Origin of the sequence: Candidatus Symbiopectobacterium sp. 'North America' (assembly GCF_015762685.1) — a bacterium.
Classification (GTDB): Bacteria; Pseudomonadota; Gammaproteobacteria; order Enterobacterales; family Enterobacteriaceae; genus Symbiopectobacterium.
Genome location: NZ_PEHF01000073.1, coordinates 1 through 24,971, shown reverse-complemented (window position 1 = coordinate 24,971; position 24,971 = coordinate 1). Strand labels below are relative to the sequence as shown.

Genomic DNA, 24,971 nt, shown 5'->3' with positions numbered 1-24,971 from the left:
ATCCCCGCGCAAGCGGGGATCTCTACAGGCTAAATTCGCTTCTCCAGTAAGAGGTCCCCGGCCTGCGCCAAGGACGACACGCGATTTTTATTGATTCAGGAATCAGGCATGACAGCAGCGCCTATTGAACGTCTTCTTTCCATTATGAACACATTGCGCGATCCGGAAAACGGTTGCCCGTGGGATCGCAAGCAAACCTTTGACACTATCGCGCCCTACACGTTGGAAGAGACCTACGAAGTGCTGGATGCTATTGCGCGTCAGGATTTCGACGATCTGCGCAGCGAATTGGGCGATCTGTTGTTTCAGGTGGTATTTTACGCCCAGATGGCGCAAGAGCAGGGGTTGTTCGATTTTTCTGCGGTGTGCGACGCGATAAGCGACAAACTGGAACGGCGACATCCGCATATTTTTGGCAATGCAACGCTCACCGACAGCGACGCGGTGCTTGCCAACTGGGAGCAAACCAAAGCCCAGGAGCGCGCTTAAAAAGCCCGATACTCGGCGTTGGACGATATTCCTGACGCGTTGCCCGCCTTGATGAAAGCGCACAAAATCCAGCAGCGTTGCGCGTCAGTCGGTTTCGACTGGAACAGCCTGGGGCCAGTGGTCGACAAAGTGTATGAAGAGATTGATGAAGTGATGCATGAAGCCAGGCAGGCAGTAGTAGATGAAGAAAAGCTGGCCGAAGAAGTGGGCGATTTATTGTTCGCTACGGTCAATCTCTCACGCCATCTTGGTCAGAAAGCCGAAAACGCGCTTCAGGCGGCAAACCGCAAATTCAGCCTCCGTTTCCGTCAGGTAGAACAAATTGTTATCGCCTCGGGAAAAACAGTTGAACAGGCGACACTTGAGGAAATAGATGCGGCCTGGGAACAGGTAAAACGTCAGGAAAAGGCCGGTTAAGATATTTTAATCGTATTACTGTATTTTTCTGGTGGTTTTGTTATTTATCTTTATGATTTTTAATCCGATGTTTCATGCTGTTTGTGCGTGATACATCGGTTTAGCCACGACGTTACGATCGCCACAATGATGAAAAGCAACATTTGTAGCCTTCATCAGGTTCAGGTATACTACTTTTCCCTCATGGTACTCCATTGTTATACCCGTCATAATCGTTATACCCGTCATACTTCACGTTGCAGGTGCGTTGGCTGCGCTCGCTCACCCTAGTCACTTACCTGAGTAAGCTCCTAGGGATTCGTTTGCTTGCCGCCTTCCCGCAACACGAATTATTTTGGGTAAATAAACCTAAACTCTCAGGTTCAGCATGACAACTAATTATATTTTTGTGACCGGCGGGGTCGTATCCTCTCTGGGTAAAGGCATTGCAGCAGCCTCTCTGGCGGCTATTCTCGAAGCCCGTGGCCTCAACGTTACCATCATGAAACTGGACCCGTACATCAACGTGGATCCGGGCACGATGAGCCCGACGCAGCACGGTGAAGTGTTTGTCACTGAAGACGGCGCGGAAACCGATCTTGACTTGGGCCACTACGAACGCTTTATCCGTACTAAAATGACGCGCCGCAACAACTTCACCACCGGCCGTATCTACTCTGATGTGCTGCGCAAAGAGCGCCGTGGCGACTACCTGGGTGCAACCATTCAGGTGATTCCGCACATCACCAATGCCATCAAAGAACGCATCATTGAAGGCGGTGAAGGCCATGACGTGGTGCTGGTGGAAATCGGCGGTACCGTCGGCGATATCGAATCTCTGCCGTTCCTTGAAGCGATTCGGCAGATGGCGGTGGAAGTGGGCCGCGAGCATACGCTGTTCATGCACCTGACGCTGGTGCCATACCTGGCGGCAGCAGGCGAAGTGAAAACCAAGCCGACTCAGCACTCGGTAAAAGAGCTGCTTTCTATCGGTATTCAGCCGGACGTGCTGATTTGCCGTTCCGATCGCACCGTGCCCGCCAACGAGCGTGCAAAGATTGCTTTATTCTGTAATGTGCCGGAAAAAGCAGTAATCTCCTTAAAAGATATTGATTCGATTTATAAAATCCCGGCGCTCTTGAAATCGCAGGGATTGGACGATTATATTTGTAAACGATTCAGCTTGAGTTGCGCCGAAGCAGACCTGTCCGAATGGGAACAGGTTGTTTATCAGGAAGCCAATCCGGGTGGCGAAGTCACCATTGGCATGGTCGGCAAATATGTTGCACTGCCGGATGCCTACAAGTCGGTGATCGAAGCGCTGAAGCACGGCGGGCTGAAAAATCGCCTGACCGTCAACATCAAGCTGATCGATTCGCAGGATGTAGAAACCCGCGGCGTTGAAATTCTCAAAGATCTTGATGCTATCTTGATCCCAGGGGGGTTCGGCTACCGCGGTGTTGAGGGTAAAATCATGGCGGCGCGTTACGCCCGTGAGAATAGCATCCCTTATCTGGGCATTTGCCTGGGAATGCAGGTCGCTTTGATGGAATTTGCCCGTAACGTTGTGGGCATGGAAGCGGCAAACTCTACGGAATTTGTGCCAGACTGTAAGTACCCGGTTGTTGCGCTGATCACCGAATGGCGTGATGAAGACGGTAACCTTGAGGTGCGCAGCGAAGAGAGCGACCTGGGTGGCACCATGCGCGTGGGCGGTCAACCGTGCCACCTGGCGGAAGGCAGTCTGGTGCGCGAGATGTACGGTGAGGCAACCATTATTGAACGCCACCGTCACCGCTACGAAGTGAACAACATGCTGTTGAAACAAATTGAAGCGGCGGGATTGCGTGTTGCTGGTCTTTCCGCCGACCGCAAGCTGGTGGAAATTGTTGAACTCCCTGAGCATCCGTGGTTCGTGGCCTGTCAGTTCCATCCGGAATTTACGTCGACGCCACGAGATGGGCATCCCCTGTTTGCCGGTTTTGTTAAAGCCGCTGGCGCGTATCAAAAGCGTCAAGTGAAGTAAGGGTTTTTCAGCAACGCGCGGTCCAGTACCGCGCATTGTTCGTCTAAGGTTTTAGTTTAAGGCTCGGTTTTATATACAGAATCGGTTTTAGTTTAACTTGTACTGAGGAAAATCTAATGTCCAAAATCGTTAAAGTCATTGGCCGTGAAATCATCGACTCACGCGGAAACCCGACCGTTGAAGCGGAAGTGCACCTGGAAGGTGGTTTCGTTGGTCTGGCTGCTGCTCCGTCAGGCGCTTCCACAGGCTCTCGCGAAGCGCTGGAACTGCGTGATGGCGACAAATTCCGTTTCCTGGGCAAAGGCGTAACCAAAGCCGTTGCCGCTGTGAACGGACCGCTGGCGCAGGCCATTCTGGGCAAAGATGCCAAAGATCAGGCTACCATTGACCAGGTAATGATCGACCTGGACGGTACTGACAACAAATCCAACTTTGGTGCTAACGCCATTCTGGCGGTGTCTCTGGCTAACGCCAAAGCAGCAGCTGCGTCCAAAGGTCAACCGCTATACGAACACATCGCTGAACTGAACGGCACCCCGGGCAAATTCTCTATGCCTCTGCCGATGATGAATATCATCAACGGTGGCGAACATGCTGACAACAACGTTGATATTCAAGAGTTCATGATTCAGCCGGTTGGCGCGAAAACGGTGAAAGAAGCGATCCGTATCGGTTCTGAAGTGTTCCATCACCTGGCGAAAGTGCTGAAAGGCAAAGGCCTGAACACCGCTGTTGGCGACGAAGGCGGCTACGCGCCGAACCTGGGTTCCAACGCAGAAGCACTGGCTGTTATCGCTGAAGCGGTAAAAAATACCGGTTATGTGCTGGGCAAAGACGTTACGCTGGCGATGGACTGTGCCGCCTCTGAGTTCTACAACAAAGAAACCGGCAACTACGAACTGAAAGGCGAAGGCAAAACCTTCACTTCTCAAGAGTTCACTCACTATATGGAAGGCCTGACCAAAGAGTACCCGATCGTTTCTATCGAAGACGGTCTGGACGAATCTGATTGGGACGGTTTTGTTTACCAGACCAAAGTACTGGGCGACAAAATCCAACTGGTGGGTGACGACCTGTTCGTAACCAACACCAAGATCCTGAAAGAAGGCATCGAGAAAGGCATCGCTAACTCCATCCTGATCAAATTTAACCAGATCGGTTCTCTGTCCGAAACTCTGGCTGCTATCAAGATGGCGAAAGATGCGGGCTACACTGCCGTTATCTCTCACCGTTCTGGCGAAACCGAAGACGCTACCATCGCCGATCTGGCGGTAGGTACTGCGGCTGGTCAGATCAAAACCGGTTCCATGAGCCGTTCTGATCGCGTTGCCAAGTACAACCAACTGATCCGTATCGAAGAAGCACTGGCTGGCCGTGCTGCATTCAACGGTCTGAAAGAAGTGAAAGGCCAGGCGTAATCGCCTGTCTGCTGCCGGGCCTTTTCGCCCGGCTATCGAAGCCCGGAAACGCGTAAGCGTTTCCGGGTTTTATTATTTTTGTTCTCTGTGATTATCCCTTCCACGTCCGTATCCCTATCTACTCCTGTGCTTACTACCCTGTGATCGCCATAAACGAACCACCGATTTCATTATTTTAAAATTACTTTTTATAAAAAGCTTGAGGTCGATCGTCACGTTCTTCCCTGGGATGCCAATCCCGCTCGGGGCGTGGCAACGGTGCAAAGGTTTTCCCAACGTCCCGGCAGTAAAGGGTTTCTACCCTGCCGCATTACCTTCATAAAGACAATGACACAGGAAGGATGGCAAATGAAAACGCGTAAAATTGGGCTGGCCAACTATTTGGCTTACGGCTCAGGTGATTTTCTCGGTGCGGGAACCACGGCGCTAACGGCGGCGTGGTTGCTCTATTTTTACACCACGTTTTGTGGCTTGACGCCCATTGAAGCCACGTTTATTTTCGCCATTGGCCAGAGTACTGGATGCCATCGTCAGCCCACTGATGGGGTTCCTGACGGACAACTTTGGCTCAACCCGATTGGGTAAACGCTTTGGCCGCCGTAAATTCTTTATTTTGCTTGGTATTCCCTGTGTGTTCAGCTACAGCTTTATATGGGTGGGTGACATGGGATACTGGTACTATTTGCTGACCTATCTGGTGTTTGATGTGGTCTACACCATGATTCTGGTACCGTATGAAACGCTGGTACCGGAAATGACCGATGATTTTAAACAGAAAACTAAATTCTCCGGTGCGCGTATCGCGCTGGCACAGCTTTCTGCCATTCTGGCGGCGTTCCTGCCAGGTATTCTGCTCAGTCACTTTGGCAAAGACAACGCCATTTCCTTCTTCTACTCAAGCCTGGTGTTCTCGGTGATTTGCGCCACGGTGCTGACGCTGGTCTATTTCTTTACCTGGGAACGGCCGCGCGAAGAGATGTCAGCGGAGTCGCTACAGGCAGAAAAGGAACGCCAGTCACTGACGCTGGGACAAAGCCTGAAGCGCCTGAGCGTCGAACTCTCTTCCACACTGCGCATTCGTATTTTCCGTCAACATCTCGGGATGTACCTCGGCGGCTACATTGCACAGGACGTGTTTAACGCGGACGTCGTCTTTGTGCTGATGCAAAGCCCCACGGTGGCTTCCAACCTGATGGGCACCATGGCTATCCTGCAATTCCTGGCGGTGATTGGCATGATCCCGCTGTGCATTCGCTTCGGACCGTCCCCCTCTTACCGCTTAGTGTTTTGCCTGTTCGGTCTGGCGGAGATGTCTTACGGCGTGCTCTATTACAGCGGCCTGCACGATGTGTTCTCTTTACTGTTGCTGATCTCTGCGTTGGCGGGGTTGGGGCGTGGTGGTATCAATTACGTACCGTGGAATACTTACACCTACATTGCCGATGTGGATGAAGTGATCACCGCACAACGTCGTGAAGGGATCTTTGCTGGGATCATGACGCTGACTCGCAAGGCTTCTCAGGCCGGCGCGGTGATGCTGGTGGGCGTGGTGTTGCAACTGTCGGGGTTTGTTTCAGGGCAGAGTGTACAGGCACCGGGCGTAAGTCATACCATCCTGATGGTGCTCAGTGTCGGCACAGTCTGCGTGCTGGCGTTAGGTTTTCTGGTCTCATTACGGTTTAAACTGAACCTGCAAACGCACCAGACACTGCGTGAAGAGACGCTAAAAATGCGTGAAGACGGACGTCCGGTGCCGGAACGCATCACGCCACAGGCGCGTCAGGTGGTGGAAATGCTCTCTGGCATGTCTTATGAATCGCTATGGGGCAACAACAATATCGGTTACCTGAATCGCCATAAACAACCGGCGCATTCAGCAACCCAGGTGACCCAGCATTAACGCATTAACGATAAGAGTGGATGATAATCTATGACCGTATTCAGTGTTAAACATAGCCCGCTGCTGCGTCAGCCTGAGCACTTTATCTCTCGCGACGATCTGAAGGCGCTGATCTGCCGCATTACCGATAATCTGGTCAATATCAAGGATGAAACCGGTGAGTTTCTGCTGCGGTTGGATGATGGTCGTGTCATCGATACCAAGGGCTGGGCCGGGTGGGAGTGGACGCACGGTATTGGCTTGTACGGCATTTACCAATATTACCAACAGACGGGTGATGACCAGATGAGAGCCATCATTGATGATTGGTTCGAGGCGCGTCTGGCGGAAGGTACGCCTACCAAAAACGTCAACACGGTCTGCCCGTTCCTGACGCTAGCCTATCGCTATGAAGAGACGCGTGATGCCCGTTGGGTGCCTTATCTGGAGCGCTGGGCGGAGTGGGTGATGTACGACATGCCGCGCACCCAGAAAAACGGTTTGCAGCATATCGTCTACAACAGTGAAAACACCGATCAACTGTGGGACGACACCCTGATGATGAGCGTGCTGCCGCTGGCAAAAATCGGCAAACTGCTCAACCGTCCCGAGTTTATCGAAGAGGCGACCTACCAGTTCTTACTGCACGTGCAGTATCTGATGGATCGATACAGCAGCCTGTGGTTCCACGACTGGACGTTTGATGGTAAGCACAATTTTGCCGAAGCGCGTTGGGCGCGCGGCAATAGCTGGCTGATGGTCGCCATTCCTGAGTTTATCGAGCTGCTGGAATTGCCTGAAGGAAATGCAACGCGCCGCTTCCTGTTGCAGGTGCTGGAAAGCCAGATTGAAGCGCTGGCGCAGTATCAGGATGACAGTGGTCTATGGCATACACTGCTGGATGACGCCAACTCTTACGTGGAAAGCTCCGCCACCGCCGGGTTTGCCTATGGCATTCTGAAAGCGGTGCGCAAACGCTATGTGGATAAGCGCTATGCCGAGATGGCGGAAAAAGCGATTCGCGGCGTGATTGCCAATATCAATCCGCAAGGCGAACTGGTCAATGTGTCGTTTGGTAAGGCGATGGGCCGCGATCTGGATTACTACCGCCAGATCCCGCTGACCTCCATGCCTTACGGTCAGGCGATGGCAATCCTGTGCCTATCTGAGTATCTGCGCGTCTATCTGTAAGCGATAAACCGAAGATTGCTCCGCGAAAGCACTACGTTGCTTCGCGGGGTTTGGCGTTATTTCAGTCCGTTCAGGCTGTAATTCACCGGGATCCAGCGATAACCGTTGGTGGTGCCGTTGCGTTCCACACGGGTATTTATATGGCCGATGCCCGGGAACGGCAGGTGTGCGCCCGCCACCAGATAGCCTTCACTGGCTGCCTGAGCAAACAGGGCTTCGCGGGTTTTGGTAGCCTGATCCATATCTGAATCGAAACTGATGGTGGTTTCCGGTATCGGCATTTGCACTGCTTCGGCGTGCACGATATCGCCCCATGCCAGCAATTTATTGCCGTCACTGACGATGCTATAGGCGGTATGCCCCGGTGTATGGCCTGGCGCAAACACTGGCGTAATGCCAGGCAGCAGTGGGGCATCAACGCTGAAGGTTTTCACTTTATTTGCTGCCGCCAGGATCTTAAAGACGCCCTGAACCCGTTGGAAAGCGGGCTTGCGTTCAGGGGCAGCTTGCGCCAGATGCTGCGGATCCAACCAGAAATCATACTCTTTTTGCGAAACGTAAACGGTCGCATTCGGGTAGGCGAGCTTGCCGTTTTGCACCAGACCGCCAAAATGGTCGCCGTGCAGGTGGGTCATCAGGATAGTATCGACCTGTTTGGGGCGATAGCCTGCCGCCAATAGGTTTTTCTGCACTTTTCCGACGTTGCTGTTGGCTTGAGTGCCGCTGCCGGTATCAATCAACACCAGATTTTTACCCGTGTTGACTAGAAACGCATTGATGGAAGTTTCAACCGTGGGGGGTAAGGATTTCTCTGCCAGCAACTGGCGAATGGTGTTGGGATCGGTGCGCGTGAGCAGTTTGTCCATCGGCATAGCGTTGGTGCCATCTGAAAGCGCGGTGATTTCATATTGCCCCAACAACTGCCGGTAGTGCCCGGGTTGGGTTTTGACTTGCGTCGTGGCTTCAGCCACTGCGACATCGGGGAGGCCGAATGCTGTCATCGCTATCAGGCACGCCGCTTTCAAAGGTTTCATCGTATCGTTCCTTGTCGTAAACACCGTGAAAAAGAAATGGGCAATCCCCTTGATTATTAACCGAACTGCAACATTCCTCAAATGTTATCACCCCGATCATAACGTTATAATGCAACGGTTATCTGGCGCTGTCACGCAATGTGGGGTTTGGCGCACCACAGGCAATCTGCGATAATAGCGGTTTACCAGCCTGCCCGGGCTGGCACCCGATAGTTAAGTGATAGGATGTTATGCTGTACCCAATAAATGAGATGTTTCAAACCCTGCAAGGCGAAGGTTTTTTTACCGGTGTTCCGGCGATTTTTGTACGTCTGCAAGGGTGTCCGGTGGGTTGCAGTTGGTTCGATACCAAACACACCTGGGATAAGTTTGCTGAGCGTGAAACCACGCTGGAGAATATTCTGGTAAAGACGCAGGAGAGCGATGCCTGGGCACCGACCAGCCCGGAAGCGATTCTGGCGCGCATCCAGCAAGAGGGGTATAGCGCCCGGCATATCGTTATCACCGGGGGAGAGCCTTGTATCCATGATTTGACGCCGCTAAGCGACTATCTCGAGCACAACGGCTATCGCTGCCAGATAGAAACCAGCGGCACCCATGATGTGCGCTGTTCGCCGCAAACCTGGGTCACGGTCTCACCCAAAGTGAATATGCGCGGCGGCATGGTGGTGCTCGATCAGGCATTAGTGCGCGCTGATGAAATCAAGCATCCTGTGGCGAGAGAGAAAGACATTGAGGCGCTGGATGCTCTGCTGGCGCGTTTACACGATGACAAAGCACGGATTATCGCCCTACAGCCCATCAGCCAGAAAGACGCGGCGACCAAGCTCTGTATCGAAACCTGTATCGCGCGTAATTGGCGTCTGTCGATGCAGACGCACAAGTATCTGAATATCGCCTGATGGCAGGCCGAACCTTTTATTCACCGCGATAAACGCAGCCCGCCGTGCAGGTTTCTTTCACCATCACGGCGCTCAGCAGAGGCAGTGTGGGTTTTAACTGCTGCCAGATCCAGTGCGCCAGCACTTCGCTGGTGGGGTTTTCCAAGCCGGGAATTTCATTGAGGCAGTGGTGATCCAACTGCTGCCCAACCGGATTGAATACTGCTTTCAAGTCTGCGAAATCCATCACCCAGCCGGTATGCGGGTCGACTTCACCGGTGATTTCCAGTCTCACCATAAAGGAATGCCCGTGCAAACGGCCACATTTGTGCCCTTCCGGCACGTGCGGTAGGTGATGGGCGGCTTCAAACTGAAAATCTTTAAATAGGGTAGTGACCATAACAACGTTCCTTAAGGGATAAACGAGCGTAAACAAAAGCCGTCGCATACTACCGGAAAGTCGTCCTTGAAGCACATCTGGTCGAAGAATAATCTGATTGATAGGGTGTTCATCTGATCAGGAGGCCTATAACGCTTTAAGCGTTAAGGATTATCAAAAAAACCATTTAGGCATTTTGGTTATTAAATATTGCCATCGCGTCTTTAATTGTTGCGCGTTGGATAGGTAACCTTATATTCCATACAACTTTAGATTGCATAAATATCTCTATATGGCGGGACGACTTACAAGGACACTGAAATCACGATGACCACTCCGGTTTCGTTGCTGCCGCTTAGTGCCGAGCAGCTTGCGCGTTTGCAGAGCGCCACGGGGGATTTCTCTCCAGCGCAGCTGGCCTGGCTGTCAGGCTATTTTTGGGGCGTCGCGCAGGGCAATGGGGCTCAGAGCGGTGCCGTGTCGGCCGTGTCGCTCCCGGCCAGTGCCGCTGCGCCTGCCCAAAGCATCACCCTTATCTCCGCATCGCAAACGGGCAATGCCCGCCGTGTAGCGGAACAACTGCGTGACGATTTGCTGGCTGCCAAGCTTGCGGTCACTCTGGTGAATGCAGGCGATTATAAATTTAAGCAAATCGCGCAGGAAACGCTGTTGCTGGTGGTGACCTCCACGCAAGGGGAGGGGGTGACCATCTCATTAGCCCCGGGCTGGCCGTGGAACGATATGACACAGTGCTTTAGCGCACCGCCGGGCGCAGCCATTGTCGATCGCAACTGCTTTTCCGTCTCCCTCTACAGCGCGCCTAAAGCGGGCGACAACGCGTTTATTCGCGTTGCCTCCTACTACCGGTCCAGATGTTCAGCGAAGTGCGCACACTAGCCAAAGGCTCGTCTGACGCACAATATTGCGAACTGGATGTGGTGCCGGGCGAATTAAACCATTTCACACTGACCGGCTGTCTGATGCAACGCGCCGAACCGTTACCGTTGGCTTTCGCTATTCAGGATGGTGCCATCGTTAAAGATGAGCTTTTACAAACGGATATCCGTATCACAGGCAGCTTACGCCGTCAGACACTATCAAGCCCCGCGGGCACTGTACTGGCTCAGACGCAATCCTCACCGCTGCATGACCTTCTCACTATCATGCTGAAAAAATCAGACAACATGATTGCTGATACCGTTTTTCGCACCATCGGACATGAGCGCTTCAGCGTGCCAGGCACCTGGCGCGCCGGAGCCGATGCGGTACGTCAGGTACTGCGACAAAAAGCGGGCGTCAATCTGGATAACAGCATTGTCGTTGACGGCTCTGGCCTGTCGCGCCATAACCTGATTTCACCCGCCACCATGATGCAAGCGCTGCAATACATTGCCCAGCACGATAACGAATTGAAGTTCATCGAGATGCTGCCTTTGGCAGGTTACAACGGTACCTTACAGTACCGTGCCGGATTACATGAAGCCGGCGTTGACGGCAAAGTTTCTGCGAAAACCGGTGCACTGCAAGGGGTGTATAACCTCGCGGGCTTTATCACCACGGCCAGCGGCCAGCGCATGGCTTTCGTGCAATTTCTATCGGGCTATGCGGTGCCACCTGAAGATCAGCGTGCCCGCCGTGTACCGCTGGCGCGCTTTGAAAGTCGTCTGTACAAAGATCTTTATCAGAACAATTGAGGTAAAAAAAGAACGATCCCTAAAAAGGGATCGTGCCCAGATGGCAGATAAAGTCACTTGACTCTTTGTCATCCTCGGCGAAAGTCGGGGATCTCTGCGAGAATAAACACGTTTCTTCTGCAAGAGATTCCCGCCTTCGCGGGAATGACGGAGGTGAGAATGACTGTTTTAGGTACATGTGTCAGCAACATTCTCCGTCACAAGAGGATCGCGGCACGAGAATTACTTCTGGTAAATGATCTCGACGCCTTCATCGTCATCTTAGTCCCAGTCGTCATCCCACTCTTCTTCGGCTTCATTTTCCACGGCGGCCAGCTGTTCACGGTGGTAATCGTCCCACATGAACTCGACTTTTTCAGGCCCTTTCTCTTCGATAGCCATGGCTTTTGGCTGTGTTTCCAGGAAGTTCATCACATCCCAGCACAGTGCGTTGACACCAGAACGGTTAGCAGCAGAGATCCGGTAGTATTTACCTTCCCAACCTAATGCTTCGGCAATCGCTTTAGCGCGCTGCTCTGCTTCCTCTTTCTCGATCAGATCGACCTTGTTGAACACCAACCAACGCGGTTTTTCCGCCAGAGAAGCACTGTATTGCTGCAACTCATTGACGATCACTTTGGCATTCTCTACCGGATCGGATTCGTCGATCGGCGCAAGGTCGATCAGGTGCAGCAGCACGCGACAGCGTTCCAGATGTTTGAGAAAACGAATCCCCAGACCTGCGCCTTCGGAAGCGCCTTCGATCAGCCCAGGAATATCGGCCACGACGAAGCTTTTCTCACTGTCCATGCGCACTACGCCCAGGCTAGGCACCAGTGTGGTGAAGGGATAATCCGCCACCTTGGGCTTAGCGGCAGACACCGCGCGAATAAACGTCGATTTACCGGCATTCGGCAACCCCAGCATCCCGACATCTGCCAGCAGCAACAATTCCAGCATCAGAGAACGCTCTTCGCCTGCTGTACCGCTGGTTTTCTGGCGTGGTGCACGGTTAACCGACGATTTGAAACGAGTATTACCCAGCCCGTGCCAGCCACCCTTCGCCACCATCAAACGCTGCTCGTGACGCGTCATATCGCCCAGCACCTCTCCGGTGCTTTCGTCCAACACGCGCGTACCAATCGGCACCTTGATGGTGATATCTTTACCACGCTTGCCGGTACAATCACGGCTTTGCCCGTTCTGACCGCGCTCTGCGCGATAAGATTTCTCGAAGCGAAAATCGATCAGCGTATTCAGGCTCTCATCCGCCAACAGATAAACGTCACCGCCGTCGCCGCCGTCGCTGCCGTCCGGACCACCATTGGGGATATATTTTTCACGACGGAAGCTAACACAGCCATTACCGCCGTCACCAGCCACCACCAGAATGGTCGCTTCATCTACAAACTTCATTCACTCTCTCCGCAATAACCTATAGAGATCACCTATCATCAGACACCATGCATCAGGACATTGTCGGTTCTCTATGACGTGATGCTTTCATGGCATGACGAGGAAATGATCGCCGCGCATCATGCAAAAAACGGAACGTAACAGAACCTGCCTAGCAAGGGAGCGGCATTGTACCCGCTTCCCTCGTGGATTTCATCTGTATTAAAAATAAACAGTGCACACAACCATCGATAGCGTCAGGCTAGCGCGCGTTACTTTGGCACCGGTATGACATTATCGAGTTTTCTTCCTGGAAAAAAACGGTGCCCAATCGCGGAAAACATGGCCCCGGAGACCACCACAAACGCACCTATATAACCAACAAGATTCAACGCCGGTGTGGCAAAATAGAGCGGCCACAGGATTGCCAGCAGGTCAGAGAACAACAGCGTGAACAGCGGCGTCAATGTAATAATGGCACTCACCTGGGCCGCCTGCCAGCGCGCCATCGCCTCAGCCAATGCACCATAGCCAACCAGTGTATTCAGGCCACAAAAAAGCAGACAAATCAACTGCCAGCGGGTCAGTTGAAAGATGGTCTCAGGGTGCGCCCACGGCGTAATGCACAATACGCACAGGACATACAGCAGCAGTAAAATCTGTTGTGAGGCCAAGCGGCGCAGCAATACTTTTTGTGCCACGCCGTAACTCACCCACACCATAGCGGCGCCCATTCCCAACAACACGCCAAGGGTGTAATCCGTCAGTCGGGTAAAAATCTCGATCAGACTAGCGTTGAAAAACAGCAACATACCGCACAACAACATCGTGGCACCAATAATCTGCGTGCCACGCATTTTCTCTTTCAGAATAAGCACGCTGGCGAACATTATCCCCACCGGGGAAAGTTGTCCAATCACTTGCGATGTGGTCGGGCTTAAAAACTTGAGTGAGGAACGGAACAGCACAAAGTTACCCAGCAACCCGCCAGTGGCAATCAACAACAACACCCACCAGCGCCGATGGCAAAAAAAACGCAACGGTGGTAGCTGACCACGAGAGAAAAGAATGATCCCAAGTCCGATCGAGGCCATAAAAAACCGATACCACACCACGGTATAGGGTTCCATCACAACAAGCACCTGCTTCATGGCAATGGGTAGTGCACCCCAGCATACTGCTGTCGTCAAGGCCAGGCTCAGCCCGATGCCAGCCTGCTGTTTCGTCTGCATGGTTCTCTCAGTTTATTGCGGGTGGTGAAGGGATATGGAAATGTAAAAAGCCCCGCAACGAATTGCGGGGCTTTATATCTGTAAGACCTAACTCGAAAATTACTCAGCTAAGATGCTGATGTATTTACGGTTTTTCGGGCCTTTAACTTCAAACTGAACTTTACCGTCAGCCAAAGCAAACAGAGTGTGGTCTTTACCGCAACCTACGTTGGTGCCCGCGTGGAATTTAGTACCACGTTGACGAACGATGATGTTGCCAGCCAGAACACTTTCACCGCCGAAACGTTTTACGCCCAGGCATTGTGCGTTGGAATCGCGGCCGTTACGAGTCGAGCCGCCAGCTTTTTTGTGTGCCATTTAATCCGCTCTCCTAAGTCTTAAGCGCTGATGCCAGTGATTTTCACGTCAGTGAACCACTGACGATGGCCCGCTTGCTTACGGTAGTGTTTACGGCGACGGAATTTAACGATCGTTACTTTCTCACCGCGACCATGAGCAACAACTTCTGCCTTGATCTTGCCACCATCGACGAAAGGAACGCCGATTTTGATTTCTTCACCATCAGCAACCATCAGAACCTGTTCAAATTCAACAACTTCACCAGTTGCGATGTCCAGCTTTTCCAAGCGAACGGTTTGACCTTCGCTTACTCGGTGTTGTTTGCCACCACTTTGGAAAACTGCGTACATATAAAACTCCGCTTTCCGCGTACTCATATTGATTATTCGAGCACGCTATAAATATTCACAATAGGGCGAAAATTCTACGCAAAAAACCTACCGATGACAAGTGCAGATTCGAAAGAATTGAAGAAAAAGAGTACAGGTTCTTCACGACCATTTATCTGTGCCATTTTTCAAGTACAATCAGTCCACAATAACCATTAAAGCCGTTATGAAACCGACCCTAACCACGGCGTACAGAAAAAGCACTGGCACAGATATGAATCTAGAACAGATCACAGCATTAGCTGCCCATGATATGAACGACGTCAATGGCGTTATTCTGGCACAACTCAATTCAGATGTTGTACTTATCAACCAAATTGGCAATTACATTATCGTTGGTGGCGGGAAACGTATTCGTCCCATGATAGCCGTGCTGGCCGCCCGCGCGCTGACATATGAAGGTGATAAACATGTGACAGTCGCAGCATTGATTGAATTTATCCACACCGCCACGCTGCTGCATGACGATGTGGTGGATGAATCAGATATGCGTCGTGGCAAGGAAACGGCCAATGCCGCCTTCGGCAATGCGGCCAGTGTACTGGTTGGGGATTTCATCTATACGCGCGCGTTCCAGATGATGACCAGCCTGGGCTCGCTGCGCGTGCTGGCTCTAATGTCTGAGGCGGTCAACGTCATCGCTGAAGGCGAAGTGCTGCAACTGATGAACTGTAACGATCCGGATATCACCGAAGAGAGTTACATGCGCGTCATTTACAGCAAGACAGCGCGCCTGTTCGAAGCCGCAGCGCAAGCATCTGGGATTCTGGCGGGCGCCACCGATGAGCAGGAAAAAGCGTTGCAGGAATATGGGCGTTATCTCGGCACGGCATTCCAACTGATTGACGATCTGCTGGATTACAGCGCCGATGGAAAAACCTTAGGTAAAAATACCGGTGACGACCTGAACGAAGGCAAACCCACGCTGCCGCTGTTACACGCTATGCGTAACGGCAATAGCGAGCAATGTGCGATGATCCGCAAGGCGATCGAAGAGGGCAATGGTCGCCATCTTCTGGAACCGGTGCTTGCTGCCATGCAGCATTGCGGCTCGCTGGAATACACCCGACAGCGTGCAGAGCAAGAGGCGGATAAAGCGATTTCCGCGCTTCAAGCGCTGCCGCCAAGTCCCTTCCGTGAGGCACTGGAAGGCCTGGCACATATTGCCGTTCAACGCGATTATTAATGCGTCCGTACGCTATGTTGTCGATGCGTTGGGATCGCTTGCGATCTCGAGGCGTGACAACATGGCAATCGCGCCTTCGCGCAGCACAAAATCGATCAACGCTTCCTGCTCGTTGATCGAGAGTTTTTCAAATATCTGAATCCAGGAAGCCAGCAGCGGTTTGGCAAGCGTCGTATAAGCTGGCGGTGACATTTCCGCCATCTCACGAATCTGGAGTCGCTTGCGCACCTCCTGCGGTAAACTCTCTCGCGCATATTCAACGGCCCGCCCTTGCACCCCTTTTCGTTTACGTTTTTCCCAGCCTTCTTCTCTTGCGCGTTTGTTAAGGCCCTGTCTCGATTTTGGCAAACCTGCTATACCCAGTAGTTCCAGGGGCGTCAACCATGCTTTTTCCATTCGTAACATCCTCCATAAAAGGCATTAACGCACGCCAAGGTGACGGTCGATGATCCATACCGCAACCTTGGTTTTCAATAATGAAAACATAAGCAACAATAAATCTCCTAATAACGCGTAACCGTTACCGATTAAATTAGCGATTAGGTGTTATATATTGGACTAAAACGCGCACTGACTTTGAAACGAGAACTGAACAAAGAAGGGAAAAAAGTGGCAGGCAAGCGGGGTGTACACTATCCGCAAAAATAGGGCATCAGTATAGATTCAGGCAGCAGAGGGGTCATCAGGCGCTGCGTCATCTGACGATGAAATCCGCAACTGAGACAACACAGAGTCCATACCGTAACGCAAGATATGCGCGATCAGCGCCTCTCTTTCTTGCTCAGAGCACTGTTGATAGATCTGAATCCAGACGGCCAGCATATCGGCCTGACGTACTGCTTAGGATGAGGGGGGTTTCTTGCAGTGAAAGCGAATGCTGCACCAGTTCTGGCAGGCTATAAAGGGAGTATTCAACGCCGCGCCCTTGAACCCCTTTATGGCCGCGTTTTTCCCACCCGTCTTCCCGAGCACGTTTATTTACGCCTTGCCGTGTTTTAGGCAATCCCGCCATCCCCAGCAATTCAGCAGTGGTGAACCACTCTTTTTTCATAGCCTTTCATCCTGATAGTGCGATGCATTACAAAATTTAATTTATTAGTGATTACGTTAAGGAGATTATTGGAAATATCATGCTATATTTTTTCCTAATTCCGTTCACGCATTCCATGCGTTTAACTGACGAGCGTTATTTATACCACCACTGGACCATTATCTTGTAGCAAGAAGGAAAGATTATGAGCGCAAGGAAACACGATGGCACCCTGCCGATATCATTGCCGCACTCCGTAAAAAAGGCACCACGCTGGCGGCAGTCTCACGAAAAGCGGGGTTAAGCTCCTCCACTCTAGCCAATGCGATATCACGCCCCTGGCCCAAAGGAGAATGGCTCATCGCCGAGGCAATCAACATTCACCCTGCTGAAATCTGGCCCAGCCGTTACTACGATCCGAAAAGTAACATGCTGATTGATAGGAAAAAACTTATCAGACCTGACGATCCTCACCCAAAATCCTGATATAAAAAAGCCAGAGCACCTTCTCTCCGGCTTATCACCATCTGGCGTTAAGACACCGATTAACCACGTACTGAGCCACTCACAAAGGATTCACCCAATTCGATATCCTGTCTCAGGGTGCCCAGCATGTTATCCAGAGCCTGTTTTTCAAACGGGCTCAGTGCGCCAATGGACTTACGTTCAATGATGCCGGATTTGCCCAGCAACAGCGGCTGTGCGAAGAAACGGGCATGCTCGCCGTCACCTTCCACATAGGCACATTCCACTACCCCTTCGTCGCCTTGCAGAGCGCGTACCAGAGACAACCCAAAACGCGCCGCCGCCTGCCCCATGGAGAGAGTTGCCGATCCGCCACCGGCCTTGGCTTCCACCACTTCCGTACCCGCGTTCTGGATACGCTTGGTAAGATCCGCCACTTCCTGCTCGCTGAACGTTACGCCTGGAATTTGTGATAACAGGGGAAGGATCATCACACCAGAGTGCCCGCCAATCACAGGTACTTCAACCTGTTGCGGCAGCTTGCCTTTCAGTTCCGCCACAAAGGTGTTGGAGCGGATAATATCCAGCGTGGTTACGCCAAACAGCTTGTTCTTATCGTACACACCGTCTTTTTTCAGTACGTCCGCGGCGATCGCCACCGTCGTATTAACCGGGTTGGTAATGATACCAATGCAGGCTTTCGGGCTGGTGCGGGCAATCTGTTCAACCAGATTGCGCACGATCCCCGCATTCACATTGAACAGGTCGGAGCGGTCCATGCCCGGCTTGCGAGCGACGCCGGCCGAGATCAGAACGATGTCCGCGCCGACCAGCGCAGGGGTGGCGTCTTCACCGCAAAAGCCTTTGATGGATACTGCTGTAGGGATATGGCTCAGATCAACGGCGACGCCCGGCGTTACCGGAGCAATGTCATAAAGAGATAATTCTGAACCTGAAGGAAGCTGGGTTTTGAGCAGGAGCGCGAGAGCCTGACCGATACCGCCTGCTGCTCCGAGAACTGCAACTTTCATCCTAAACTCCTTATTATCGTAAAAGTAAAAATGCCGTGAATTTGTGCAATAAACCGCCAGACATGAATAAAATCAGGAGGTTTGAACGGTTTACCGAACGGATGTCGGCAATGCCGAGACCTCGATATCAGGTCATGGAAAAGAAAAAACTATGTGATTAATAATAAATCAAAATCTGCCGAGTGATTTGTAAGATAAGTAAAGTTATAAGTAAGTGAGTAAATAATGCAGCGTGCATCACGTTCAGTACGATGGCGGCTACATTACACCGAACTGCAGCCAGTAAACAACCTCATTTTGATAACATTTTATTTACTTTTATGTGACTAAACGCTCATTTTTTTTTCATCACTTACGTCGTTTAAACATTTTAGTGCGATTATCGTACTGAACCCTACCGAGTCACTTCTTTAAGCGCCCATATTGCATAAAAATTCACCCAACTGCATAATGCACACATCAACGATCACAACACACGGTGCAGAATGCGTAACTCCACGAAACAGGAAGATTTGGTCAAGGCGTTCAAGGTTCTGTTAAAGGAAGAGAAGTTTAGTTCTCAAAGCGAGATCGTGTTGGCGTTACAAGACGACGGTTTTGAAAATATAAATCAATCAAAAGTATCACGCATGCTGACTAAATTTGGCGCAGTGCGCACGCGCAATGCCAAAATGGAGATGGTCTATTGCCTACCCGCGGAACTGGGTGTACCCACCACCACCAGCCCACTGAAAAATCTGGTGCTGGATGTCGATTATAACGATGCGGTTGTGGTTATTCACACCAGTCCGGGTGCTGCGCAATTGATCGCTAGGTTGCTGGACTCACTGGGGAAATCAGAAGGGATTCTGGGCACTATTGCCGGGGATGACACCATTTTCACCACGCCAGCACGCGGCTTTAGCGTTAAGCAGTTGTTCGACGCCATTTTGACGCTGTTCGAACAGGAACTGTAGTGACCCGCCAGGGGTGCTGACGCAGTGACTCACGCCAGATTAGGGTATCTGGCGTGGGGTTGGGTCAAACGGCAGGCAACTCCGCCAATGGCCAACGTGGACGCACGCTCACGTCCAATTCCTGACTTTGATTGTGTAACAGCCTCACACTGCCCGCATAGGCAATCATCGCGCCATTATCGGTACAAAACTCAGGCCGCGCATAAAACACCGCCCCACCCCGTTTAGCTATGATCTCTGTCAGGCGAGCGCGCAGCGTGCGGTTGGCACTGACGCCGCCAGCCATCACCAGACGTTTAAAGCCGGTCTCATCCAACGCTCGGCGACATTTTATCGCTAACGTATCAACCACCGCATCTTCAAACGCGCGCGCAATATCAGAACGGGTTTGATCATCATTGCCATTGGCACGAATAGTATTGGCGGCAAAGGTTTTCAAACCGGAAAAGCTAAAATCCAGCCCTTGTCTGTCGGTCATCGGGCGAGGAAAGGTAAAACGTGAGGCATCCCCACGCTGTGCCAGTTTGGACAACATCGGGCCTCCCGGGTAATCCAGTCCCAGCAGCTTTGCCGTTTTATCAAAGGCTTCACCGGCGGCATCGTCAACCGATTCTCCCAGCAACCGGTATTCACCGATGCCAGTGACACTGATTAACTGCGTGTGACCGCCAGAAACCAATAGCGCTACGAAAGGAAATTCCGGCGGATTATCTTCCAGCATCGGGGCCAGCAAATGCCCTTCCATGTGGTGAACTGGAATCGCCGGCACGCCCCAGGCAAATGCCAGCGCACGCCCGACCGTTGCGCCGACCAACAATGCGCCCACCAGTCCAGGGCCGGCAGTATAGGCCACACCATCGATGCCTGATGCGGACAGGTCCGCCTCTTTCAGGGCAGCCTGAATCAGAGGAACCGTTTTACGCTCGTGATCGCGCGAGGCCAGCTCTGGCACGACACCGCCATAATCAGCATGTAGTTTTACCTGGCTATACAGTTGGTTAGCCAATAACCCGGCATCCGTGTCATAAATTGCCACCCCGGTTTCATCACAGGAGGTTTCAATACCCAATATGCGCATCGTTCTACCTAACGTTCGTTGCCACGCAAGCTGACATCCACTTGCCACTTGCTTCATACAACAGATAGTCTACCATTATCGATTTGGATTTTCTGCTCTGCGTGCGCGTTGGGTGTTTTATGATCGCCGCGATGCTTTACAAGCGCATCACGTTTGCAGTAGAATTCCGCACCATTTTGAAAAGGCTGGCACAAGGCCAGCACATACCGAATTATTAAGGTGAGAGGCACATGCCGGTAATTAAAGTACGTGAAAACGAGCCGTTCGATGTAGCGCTGCGTCGCTTCAAACGTTCATGTGAAAAAGCGGGTGTTCTGGCTGAAGTTCGTCGTCGTGAGTTCTATGAAAAACCGACAACCGAACGTAAACGCGCTAAAGCTTCTGCTGTGAAACGTCACGCGAAGAAACTGGCTCGAGAAAACGCACGCCGCACTCGTCTGTATTAATTTCTGGAGGCCTGGCCTCCACCGCGTGATTAATCCGCAGACTTAGCAGTTGCATACGAAGGCCGTGCTTTCCGAAAGGAAGCGCGGCTTGTTGTCTTTTATAAGCTATCGTTTATTTGTATTAAAAACAGGAGCTTATGGCTGGACGAATCCCACGCGTCTTTATCAATGACCTGCTGGCACGCACTGATATCGTCGATCTGATCGACGCGCGAGTGAAGCTCAAAAAGCAGGGCAAGAACTTTCACGCGTGCTGTCCGTTTCACCATGAGAAAACCCCGTCTTTCACCGTAAACGGTGATAAGCAGTTTTACCATTGCTTCGGCTGCGGCGCGCACGGCAATGCCATCGATTTTTTAATGAACTACGATCGCTTGGAGTTCGTTGAAAGTATCGAAGAATTGGCATCCATGCACAGTCTGGAAGTGCCTTATGAATCCGGCACTGGCACCACAGCGCTTGAACGCCATCAGCGTCAAAGCCTGTATGAACTGATGGGGCAACTGAGCGAGTTTTATCAACAGGCGTTAAACCAGCCAACGGCAGCCGCTGCCCAAGGTTATCTGGCACAACGCGGCATGAGTGCGGAAGTGATTCGCCACTTCGCTATCGGCTTCGCTCCTGCCGGGTGGGACAACGTATTAAAGCGCTTTGGTCGTCACGATGAAGATCGTGAAACCCTGAGCGATGCGGGAATGCTGGTTAAAAATGAGCAAGGACGTACCTATGACCGCTTCCGTGAGCGCGTCATGTTCCCGATCCGCGATAAGCGCGGCCGCGTTATCGCCTTTGGCGGGCGCGTGCTGGGAGACGGATTGCCCAAATACCTGAACTCGCCGGAAACTGAAATCTTTCATAAAGGCCGCCAATTGTATGGCCTTTACGAAGCGCAACAAAATCACACGGAACTAAAACGTCTTCTTGTGGTTGAAGGTTATATGGACGTGGTGGCGCTGGCGCAATTCGGTATTGATTATGCCGTCGCGTCACTGGGCACCGCCACGACCGCGGACCATATTCAAATGATGTTCCACGTTACCGATCAGGTGATTTGCTGCTATGACGGTGACCGCGCAGGCCGAGATGCCGCCTGGCGCGCCCTGGAAACGGCGCTACCCTATTTGAATGATGGTCGTCAGTTGCGCTTTATGTTTCTCCCTGATGGAGAGGATCCGGATACTCTGGTGCGTAAAGAGGGTAAACAAGCGTTTGAACAGAGGATGGAGCAGGCACTACCGCTCTCCACGTTCTTGTTTGATACCCTGCAACAGCAAGTGGATATGAGCTCTCCCGAGGGCAGAACCAAGCTCGGAAGAGATGCATTGCCGTTGATTGGTCAGGTGCCGGGAGAAACCCTGCGGCTGTATCTACGTCAACAGCTCGGCAACAAACTGGGGATTCTTGACGATCGCCAACTGGATAAACTGCTGCCAAAAACGGCAGAACAGGCGCAGCCTTACCAGCCACCCCAACTAAAACGCACAACTATGCGTATACTAATAGGGTTGCTGGTACAAAATCCGCAGTTGGCAGCATTGGTGACGACCCCTGAGGGGTTGGCAGCATCGAAGATGGCCGGTGTGCCACTGTTTATTGAGCTGGTGAAAACGTGCCATACGCAGCCCGGTTTGACAACGGGGCAGCTTCTGGAGCTTTACCGGGAGAATAAATCAGGCCCACAGCTTGAAACCATGGCAACCTGGAACCACATGATCGTTGAGGACAAGGTAGAAGAGACGTTTATCGATACCCTGACTACCCTATATAACCATATCTTAGAGGAGCGGCTGGAAGCATTGATAGCACAGTCACGTTTGCGGGGGTTGACCGCAGAAGAACGTAACGAAGTGCACATGCTGAACCAGGCGCTTACAAGAAAGAACTGATTACAGAGGCTTAATTGCCGATAACCAGCAGGGTGAAGCCCTGCCAAAGCCGCTAGAAGGGGCTGCGGCGAGAAGAAGAAAGACCCCGAATGTTATTGTTGGCTATACCCAATAGCTTTCAGCGAACAGGCGAACGAAAGGCACCTGCATCGTGAAAGATGACCGGTATAATTATGCTGACCGACACCAACCTAATACTCTGAAGTGTGGATACCGTCTTATGGAGCAAAACCCGCAGTCACAGCTGAAGCTACTTGTCACCCGTGGTAAGGAGCAAGGCTACCTGACCTATGCTGAGGTCAATGACCATCTGCCGGAAGATATCATCGATTCCGATCAGATCGAAGACATCATCCAGATGATTAATGACATGGGCATCCAGGTGATGGAAGAAGCACCGGATGCGGATGACCTGCTGTTGGCAGAAACTACGTCTGACACCGATGAAGATGCCGCAGAAGCCGCTGCTCAGGTGCTCTCAAGCGTAGAGTCCGAAATTGGGCGTACTACCGACCCGGTGCGCATGTACATGCGTGAAATGGGCACCGTTGAGTTGCTCACCCGCGAAGGTGAAATCGACATCGCCAAGCGGATCGAAGACGGTATAAACCAGGTTCAGTGTTCTGTTGCCGAATATCCTGAAGCGATCACTTACCTGTTGGAACAATACGATCGCGTCGAGGCCGAAGAAAGCCGCCTTTTCGATCTGATCACCGGGTTTGTCGATCCTAACGCCGAAGAAGATCTTGCGCCTACCGCAACCCACGTCGGCTCTGAATTGTCCAGCGAAGAGATGGACGATGATGATGACGACGAGGAGAGCGAAGACGACGACGATGCAGAAGAAGACAACAGCATCGATCCAGAGCTGGCACGTCAGAAATTTACCGAGCTGCGTGAACAGTACGAAGTCACACGTCAAACGATCAAAGCCCATGGCCGTAACCACGCTAAGGCCGCGGAAGAGATCCTGAAGCTCTCTGATATTTTCAAGCAATTCCGTTTGGTGCCGAAGCAGTTCGATTTCCTGGTCAACAGCATGCGTACCATGATGGATCGCGTTCGCACGCAAGAGCGTTTGATCATGAAGCTGTGCGTTGAGCAGTGCAAAATGCCGAAGAAAAACTTCGTCACGCTGTTCACTGGTAACGAAACCAATGACACCTGGTTCTCCGCCGCCAAGGCCATGAACAAGCCCTGGAGCGAGAAGCTGGTTGAAGTGGAAGAAGACGTGCAGCGCAGTTTGCAGAAGCTGCATCAGATCGAAGAAGAAACCGGCTTGACTATCGAGCAAGTGAAAGACATCAACCGTCGCATGTCGATCGGTGAAGCCAAGGCACGCCGCGCCAAGAAAGAGATGGTCGAGGCGAACCTGCGTCTGGTGATTTCTATCGCCAAGAAGTACACCAACCGCGGTCTGCAATTCCTGGATCTGATTCAGGAAGGTAACATCGGCCTGATGAAGGCCGTAGACAAGTTTGAATACCGTCGTGGCTATAAGTTTTCTACTTATGCCACCTGGTGGATCCGTCAGGCGATCACCCGTTCTATCGCCGATCAGGCGCGTACCATCCGTATTCCTGTTCACATGATCGAAACGATTAACAAGCTGAACCGTATTTCGCGTCAGATGTTGCAGGAAATGGGCCGTGAGCCGACACCAGAGGAACTTGCCGAACGCATGCTGATGCCGGAAGACAAAATCCGCAAGGTGCTGAAGATCGCCAAAGAGCCGATCTCCATGGAAACACCGATCGGTGATGATGAAGATTCACATCTGGGCGACTTCATCGAGGACACCACGCTGGAGCTGCCGCTGGACTCTGCAACGTCAGAGAGCCTGCGTTCAGCCACGCACGATGTGCTGGCTGGCCTGACGGCGCGCGAAGCCAAAGTACTGCGTATGCGTTTCGGCATCGACATGAACACCGACCACACGCTGGAAGAGGTGGGCAAACAGTTTGACGTGACGCGTGAACGTATTCGTCAGATTGAGGCCAAGGCGCTGCGCAAGCTGCGTCACCCAAGCCGTTCCGAAGTGTTGCGCAGCTTCCTGGATGATTAACAGCATCTAAATGGAAATAGGAAAAAGCCCTCAACATTGAGAGCTAATGAGATGGTCACCCCCACCCTGTAGCGGTACGCTGACAGGGTGTTTTTCTTTCAGGAGAG

19 protein-coding genes and 5 pseudogenes are annotated in these 24,971 nt (G+C 52.0%); 14 read left to right on the top strand and 10 right to left on the bottom strand.

Annotated elements, in window-relative coordinates:
- The first annotated feature begins 108 nt into the window (after window positions 1-108).
- The 5 genes and pseudogenes from mazG to CS369_RS15210 all read left to right on the top strand — a co-directional run bounded on the left by mazG (window position 109) and on the right by CS369_RS15210 (window position 7,399).
- Window positions 109-906, top strand: a pseudogene (gene mazG, locus CS369_RS15230) (nucleoside triphosphate pyrophosphohydrolase).
- A 367-nt stretch (window positions 907-1,273) separates the two neighbouring features.
- Window positions 1,274-2,911, top strand: a complete 1,638-nt coding sequence (pyrG, locus tag CS369_RS15225) for a glutamine hydrolyzing CTP synthase (protein ID WP_196907775.1) — start codon at window positions 1,274-1,276, stop codon at window positions 2,909-2,911.
- A 116-nt stretch (window positions 2,912-3,027) separates the two neighbouring features.
- The gene (gene eno, locus CS369_RS15220; RefSeq protein WP_196907774.1) at window positions 3,028-4,329 is read left to right on the top strand and encodes a phosphopyruvate hydratase; all 1,302 of its coding nucleotides are present in this window, start codon (window positions 3,028-3,030) and stop codon (window positions 4,327-4,329) included.
- A 348-nt stretch (window positions 4,330-4,677) separates the two neighbouring features.
- A pseudogene (locus CS369_RS15215) lies at window positions 4,678-6,229 on the top strand (MFS transporter).
- A 30-nt stretch (window positions 6,230-6,259) separates the two neighbouring features.
- A complete protein-coding gene (locus CS369_RS15210) occupies window positions 6,260-7,399 on the top strand; it encodes a glycoside hydrolase family 105 protein (protein ID WP_196907773.1) in 1,140 nt (379 codons plus the stop codon).
- Window positions 7,400-7,455: 56 nt separating this feature from the next.
- Here the strand turns inward: CS369_RS15210 and CS369_RS15205 are convergent, their stop codons facing one another.
- Window positions 7,456-8,433, bottom strand: coding sequence for an MBL fold metallo-hydrolase (locus CS369_RS15205; protein ID WP_196907772.1), 978 nt, complete (start codon window positions 8,431-8,433; stop codon window positions 7,456-7,458).
- A 230-nt stretch (window positions 8,434-8,663) separates the two neighbouring features.
- Here CS369_RS15205 and queE point away from each other — a divergent pair, with 230 nt between their 5' ends.
- Window positions 8,664-9,335: a 7-carboxy-7-deazaguanine synthase QueE gene (queE, locus tag CS369_RS15200; RefSeq protein WP_196907771.1), complete on the top strand. Its 672-nt coding sequence runs from the start codon at window positions 8,664-8,666 to the stop codon at window positions 9,333-9,335.
- A gap of 16 nt (window positions 9,336-9,351) precedes the next feature.
- Here queE and queD read toward each other — a convergent pair whose 3' ends face one another.
- Window positions 9,352-9,714, bottom strand: coding sequence for a 6-carboxytetrahydropterin synthase QueD (queD, locus tag CS369_RS15195; protein WP_196907770.1), 363 nt, complete (start codon window positions 9,712-9,714; stop codon window positions 9,352-9,354).
- A gap of 306 nt (window positions 9,715-10,020) precedes the next feature.
- Here queD and CS369_RS15190 point away from each other — a divergent pair.
- Together CS369_RS15190 and dacB are read left to right on the top strand one after the other, a co-directional pair.
- Window positions 10,021-10,395 (top strand): annotated as a pseudogene (locus CS369_RS15190) (flavodoxin domain-containing protein); the annotation flags it as partial.
- Between the two features lie 15 nt (window positions 10,396-10,410).
- Window positions 10,411-11,387 (top strand): annotated as a pseudogene (dacB, locus tag CS369_RS15185) (serine-type D-Ala-D-Ala carboxypeptidase); the annotation flags it as partial.
- A 261-nt stretch (window positions 11,388-11,648) separates the two neighbouring features.
- On the opposite strand, the gene cgtA reads toward dacB, so the two are convergent.
- The 4 genes from cgtA to rplU all read right to left on the bottom strand — a co-directional run bounded on the left by cgtA (window position 11,649) and on the right by rplU (window position 14,682).
- Window positions 11,649-12,782, bottom strand: a complete 1,134-nt coding sequence (cgtA, locus tag CS369_RS15180; RefSeq protein ID WP_196907769.1) for an Obg family GTPase CgtA — start codon at window positions 12,780-12,782, stop codon at window positions 11,649-11,651.
- A gap of 251 nt (window positions 12,783-13,033) precedes the next feature.
- A complete protein-coding gene (locus CS369_RS15175) occupies window positions 13,034-13,993 on the bottom strand; it encodes a DMT family transporter (RefSeq protein ID WP_196907768.1) in 960 nt (319 codons plus the stop codon).
- A 99-nt stretch (window positions 13,994-14,092) separates the two neighbouring features.
- Complete coding sequence (gene rpmA, locus CS369_RS15170; protein WP_196907767.1) at window positions 14,093-14,350, bottom strand: 50S ribosomal protein L27; 258 nt, start codon at window positions 14,348-14,350, stop codon at window positions 14,093-14,095.
- Window positions 14,351-14,370: 20 nt separating this feature from the next.
- Window positions 14,371-14,682: a 50S ribosomal protein L21 gene (gene rplU / locus CS369_RS15165; protein WP_196907766.1), complete on the bottom strand. Its 312-nt coding sequence runs from the start codon at window positions 14,680-14,682 to the stop codon at window positions 14,371-14,373.
- A gap of 253 nt (window positions 14,683-14,935) precedes the next feature.
- On the opposite strand from rplU, the gene ispB reads away from it, so the two are divergent.
- On the top strand, window positions 14,936-15,907 hold the full coding sequence (gene ispB, locus CS369_RS15160) for an octaprenyl diphosphate synthase (protein ID WP_196907765.1): 972 nt from the start codon (window positions 14,936-14,938) through the stop codon (window positions 15,905-15,907).
- 12 nt (window positions 15,908-15,919) lie between these two features.
- Here the strand turns inward: ispB and CS369_RS15155 are convergent, their stop codons facing one another.
- Together CS369_RS15155 and CS369_RS15150 are read right to left on the bottom strand one after the other, a co-directional pair.
- Entirely contained in the window at window positions 15,920-16,303 is a 384-nt protein-coding gene (locus CS369_RS15155; RefSeq protein ID WP_196907764.1) for a DNA-binding protein, read from the bottom strand.
- Window positions 16,304-16,570: 267 nt separating this feature from the next.
- A pseudogene (locus CS369_RS15150) lies at window positions 16,571-16,958 on the bottom strand (DNA-binding protein).
- 150 nt (window positions 16,959-17,108) lie between these two features.
- On the opposite strand from CS369_RS15150, the gene CS369_RS15145 reads away from it, so the two are divergent.
- Window positions 17,109-17,423 carry a helix-turn-helix transcriptional regulator gene (locus tag CS369_RS15145; RefSeq protein WP_196907819.1) on the top strand — a complete coding sequence of 105 codons (315 nt, stop codon included), beginning with the start codon at window positions 17,109-17,111 and terminating at the stop codon, window positions 17,421-17,423.
- A 59-nt stretch (window positions 17,424-17,482) separates the two neighbouring features.
- On the opposite strand, the gene mdh is transcribed toward CS369_RS15145, so the two are convergent.
- Window positions 17,483-18,433: a malate dehydrogenase gene (mdh, locus tag CS369_RS15140; RefSeq protein ID WP_196907763.1), complete on the bottom strand. Its 951-nt coding sequence runs from the start codon at window positions 18,431-18,433 to the stop codon at window positions 17,483-17,485.
- Between the two features lie 485 nt (window positions 18,434-18,918).
- Between mdh and argR the strand changes: the two genes are divergently transcribed.
- Complete coding sequence (gene argR / locus CS369_RS15135) at window positions 18,919-19,389, top strand: transcriptional regulator ArgR (RefSeq protein WP_196907762.1); 471 nt, start codon at window positions 18,919-18,921, stop codon at window positions 19,387-19,389.
- A gap of 64 nt (window positions 19,390-19,453) precedes the next feature.
- Here argR and tsaD read toward each other — a convergent pair whose 3' ends face one another.
- Entirely contained in the window at window positions 19,454-20,467 is a 1,014-nt protein-coding gene (gene tsaD / locus CS369_RS15130) for a tRNA (adenosine(37)-N6)-threonylcarbamoyltransferase complex transferase subunit TsaD (protein WP_196907761.1), read from the bottom strand.
- A 230-nt stretch (window positions 20,468-20,697) separates the two neighbouring features.
- On the opposite strand from tsaD, the gene rpsU reads away from it, so the two are divergent.
- The 3 genes from rpsU to rpoD all read left to right on the top strand — a co-directional run bounded on the left by rpsU (window position 20,698) and on the right by rpoD (window position 24,864).
- Complete coding sequence (rpsU, locus tag CS369_RS15125) at window positions 20,698-20,913, top strand: 30S ribosomal protein S21 (protein ID WP_001144069.1); 216 nt, start codon at window positions 20,698-20,700, stop codon at window positions 20,911-20,913.
- 137 nt (window positions 20,914-21,050) lie between these two features.
- Window positions 21,051-22,799 carry a DNA primase gene (gene dnaG / locus CS369_RS15120; RefSeq protein ID WP_196907760.1) on the top strand — a complete coding sequence of 583 codons (1,749 nt, stop codon included), beginning with the start codon at window positions 21,051-21,053 and terminating at the stop codon, window positions 22,797-22,799.
- A gap of 220 nt (window positions 22,800-23,019) precedes the next feature.
- Window positions 23,020-24,864: an RNA polymerase sigma factor RpoD gene (gene rpoD / locus CS369_RS15115; RefSeq protein WP_196907759.1), complete on the top strand. Its 1,845-nt coding sequence runs from the start codon at window positions 23,020-23,022 to the stop codon at window positions 24,862-24,864.
- Window positions 24,865-24,971 lie beyond the last annotated feature (107 nt).

What these genes read in the sequence shown, in the direction of transcription:
- tsaD (WP_196907761.1), bottom strand. Translation starts at nt 20,467, where the DNA reads ATGCGCATATTGGGTATTGAAACCTCCTGTGATGAAACCGGGGTGGCA.
- rplU (WP_196907766.1), bottom strand. Translation starts at nt 14,682, where the DNA reads ATGTACGCAGTTTTCCAAAGTGGTGGCAAACAACACCGAGTAAGCGAA.
- CS369_RS15155 (WP_196907764.1), bottom strand. Translation starts at nt 16,303, where the DNA reads ATGGAAAAAGCATGGTTGACGCCCCTGGAACTACTGGGTATAGCAGGT.
- pyrG (WP_196907775.1), top strand. Translation starts at nt 1,274, where the DNA reads ATGACAACTAATTATATTTTTGTGACCGGCGGGGTCGTATCCTCTCTG.
- mdh (WP_196907763.1), bottom strand. Translation starts at nt 18,433, where the DNA reads ATGAAAGTTGCAGTTCTCGGAGCAGCAGGCGGTATCGGTCAGGCTCTC.
- argR (WP_196907762.1), top strand. Translation starts at nt 18,919, where the DNA reads ATGCGTAACTCCACGAAACAGGAAGATTTGGTCAAGGCGTTCAAGGTT.
- rpoD (WP_196907759.1), top strand. Translation starts at nt 23,020, where the DNA reads ATGGAGCAAAACCCGCAGTCACAGCTGAAGCTACTTGTCACCCGTGGT.
- rpmA (WP_196907767.1), bottom strand. Translation starts at nt 14,350, where the DNA reads ATGGCACACAAAAAAGCTGGCGGCTCGACTCGTAACGGCCGCGATTCC.
- rpsU (WP_001144069.1), top strand. Translation starts at nt 20,698, where the DNA reads ATGCCGGTAATTAAAGTACGTGAAAACGAGCCGTTCGATGTAGCGCTG.
- cgtA (WP_196907769.1), bottom strand. Translation starts at nt 12,782, where the DNA reads ATGAAGTTTGTAGATGAAGCGACCATTCTGGTGGTGGCTGGTGACGGC.
- queD (WP_196907770.1), bottom strand. Translation starts at nt 9,714, where the DNA reads ATGGTCACTACCCTATTTAAAGATTTTCAGTTTGAAGCCGCCCATCAC.
- queE (WP_196907771.1), top strand. Translation starts at nt 8,664, where the DNA reads ATGCTGTACCCAATAAATGAGATGTTTCAAACCCTGCAAGGCGAAGGT.
- eno (WP_196907774.1), top strand. Translation starts at nt 3,028, where the DNA reads ATGTCCAAAATCGTTAAAGTCATTGGCCGTGAAATCATCGACTCACGC.
- CS369_RS15205 (WP_196907772.1), bottom strand. Translation starts at nt 8,433, where the DNA reads ATGAAACCTTTGAAAGCGGCGTGCCTGATAGCGATGACAGCATTCGGC.
- ispB (WP_196907765.1), top strand. Translation starts at nt 14,936, where the DNA reads ATGAATCTAGAACAGATCACAGCATTAGCTGCCCATGATATGAACGAC.
- dnaG (WP_196907760.1), top strand. Translation starts at nt 21,051, where the DNA reads ATGGCTGGACGAATCCCACGCGTCTTTATCAATGACCTGCTGGCACGC.
- CS369_RS15210 (WP_196907773.1), top strand. Translation starts at nt 6,260, where the DNA reads ATGACCGTATTCAGTGTTAAACATAGCCCGCTGCTGCGTCAGCCTGAG.
- CS369_RS15175 (WP_196907768.1), bottom strand. Translation starts at nt 13,993, where the DNA reads ATGCAGACGAAACAGCAGGCTGGCATCGGGCTGAGCCTGGCCTTGACG.